We start from the raw sequence: 2,073 nt of genomic DNA on the forward strand, positions 1-2,073 counted from the left end.
AACAGGGTGGAGTGGTGAAGGATCCCGAGTATAGGTAATAAGAGCGCCGTTCGGGTAAGAGAGTTATCGGATTGACGGTATGGTCATGGTCATCGGAGACTTCTCCGACCCTGGCGGGGGCATGCTCCAAGAAGGTCTCGAAAAACGGATTGTGTTTGCCCTCCTCCATAAAGACAGCAACTACAGCAACTTCATGCCGCTCGTTGTGATGCACCAGATGCAGTTCCATCGGGTAGTGTTTATGGTCGACCGTGTGCTCGCTCGGAGTATGGAAATGAAATTGTTCAAGCAAGTAGACGTCTTCGTCGAACACGATCGCGCTGTCCTTGTCAAAATGAAGCACCGTCTGGCCATGTTTGGGGTACCGAGACTTGGCCGTTTCTGAAAGCGGTTCAACTTCTTGTAGTGTATGTCCATTATTCACCACATGGAACGGAGCATCTCTATAGGAAAACTGAATGTCGTCGAGCGCCGTCTTGCGGGTGCGTAACAGATCGATCGGTGATTGGTTCATGCCTTTTTCACAGAGAGAGGATTCCGGCCCGAGCTTGCCCCACTGATGCGGTCCACGAATGCCATCATAGCCCCATGCGCTCTGCCCTGTCTCTCCCGCGTGCAGCCATGCCGGTAGCGACAAGGCAAGCGCTACCGCTACGCTTGGAATCGCAATACTCACCAATGCCTTATTGCCCAACGAGACAATTGCGGCTGCCGGATTCCGCAAGGTGGATCTTGGCATGATCTATATCCTCCTTATGTCATAGCCTGGATTTATCAACTACAAATGAAGAAACCTTAACGGAGACGCAAGCGCCCGTTAGCGTAAGGCTTCGGCTACTACTTCGAGCGTATCAAAACGAGCGCTATAGCACAGTGTACACAGTGCGAATTTATAAATCAATCCGACTGTCGCATGTTGGATTCAGCCTGATACGGAGTTTTAGTCAATAAAAACAGTCATTTAAGTATCATGAAATTCAGCCTGTTAGGGTGCGTATCTTGCTCCATAACCTCAGTAACTCCGAGCCGACAAGCAAAGGCAAAGAGGTCATGGCCGTTAAGCAAGGATCTATGAAAGACGCGACTGGACACCAGAATGAAAACTGTTTCGTCAAACGATCGGAATCTCGCTAGGGCAATCGACCGTCCATATTCCGGTGAGGATAGGGCCATGCGTCATCTTACGAGGGCCATACTTCTTGTCGCTGCAGTGCTCGTATTGCAAGGCTGCTCGACCACTGTCCAACCTGGTCAACGGGGATTGCGTTGGTATCCCCTGACTGAAGGTCTGGCCTCAGAAACGCTTAAAAGCGGGTCGTATTGGCGGGCACCCTGGAACCAAATCAACCTGTACAACGTGCGATGGCGCAGATACACCGAAACAGTCGATGTTCTAAGCTCAGACAACTTGCCGATCATGCTCAAGACCGTCGTTCTCATGAGGCCGATTCCAGAAGAGCTGTATTTCTTGGTCAAGGAGATCGGGCCGGATTTCTATCCTCGCATCGCCAAACGGGAGCTGCTGGCCGCCATCCGAAGCGTCGTTTCCCACTATCCCATGGCCACTATTCTGGAGCACAGTTCTGAAATCGCCGGCGAGGTGGAGTCTGTGGTGGCGGAAAAACTTAAAGACCGTCATGTCCAAGTGGGGAGCGTCACAATGGGTGACATCGAACTGGCCAAGGTTGTGTTGGACTCCGTCCCGCGCAAATGAGGGAAAGAACAGAAAGGGAACAATAAGAATTCGAGCCGACGTCTTTGTGATATGGGGATCTCCGTGCCGGCAGTGAAAATCAGGCATGCGCTGCGGTCCCATTGGAATGTATTCAAGCGGGCGAAACGAGACTTTTACTCTCTACTTCGGTTGATTTCAGAAAGGAGATGCACCATGCGTACGATAGGCCTGTTCGCGATGGGTGTCTTATTGGCGGCCTGCACAGCCACACCGATATTTCCTCTAGAAGTCATGAAAGACGTCGAAAAGGACACCACCTTTGATTTTAATGCCTGGAAGGAGCAGGCATATGAGCCTTCCAGCGCGCATTTTGCTCCTCACAAAGTGGAATTGGGAGG

General features: G+C 51.3%; 3 protein-coding genes. 2 read left to right on the plus strand and 1 reads right to left on the minus strand.

Annotated elements, in window-relative coordinates; all coding sequences use genetic code 11:
* The coding region (locus ACOSYY_RS10515; protein ID WP_421662293.1) for a carbonic anhydrase at positions 1-739 on the minus strand (739 nt) is incomplete at its 3' end.
* Between the two features lie 432 nt (positions 740-1,171).
* On the opposite strand from ACOSYY_RS10515, the gene ACOSYY_RS10520 reads away from it, so the two are divergent.
* Positions 1,172-1,714, plus strand: a complete 543-nt coding sequence (locus ACOSYY_RS10520; protein WP_421662294.1) for a prohibitin family protein — start codon at positions 1,172-1,174, stop codon at positions 1,712-1,714.
* 174 nt (positions 1,715-1,888) lie between these two features.
* Positions 1,889-2,073: hypothetical protein (locus ACOSYY_RS10525; protein ID WP_421662295.1), on the plus strand; the 185-nt coding region annotated here is incomplete at its 3' end.

This window comes from Nitrospira sp. BLG_2, from assembly GCF_049222245.1.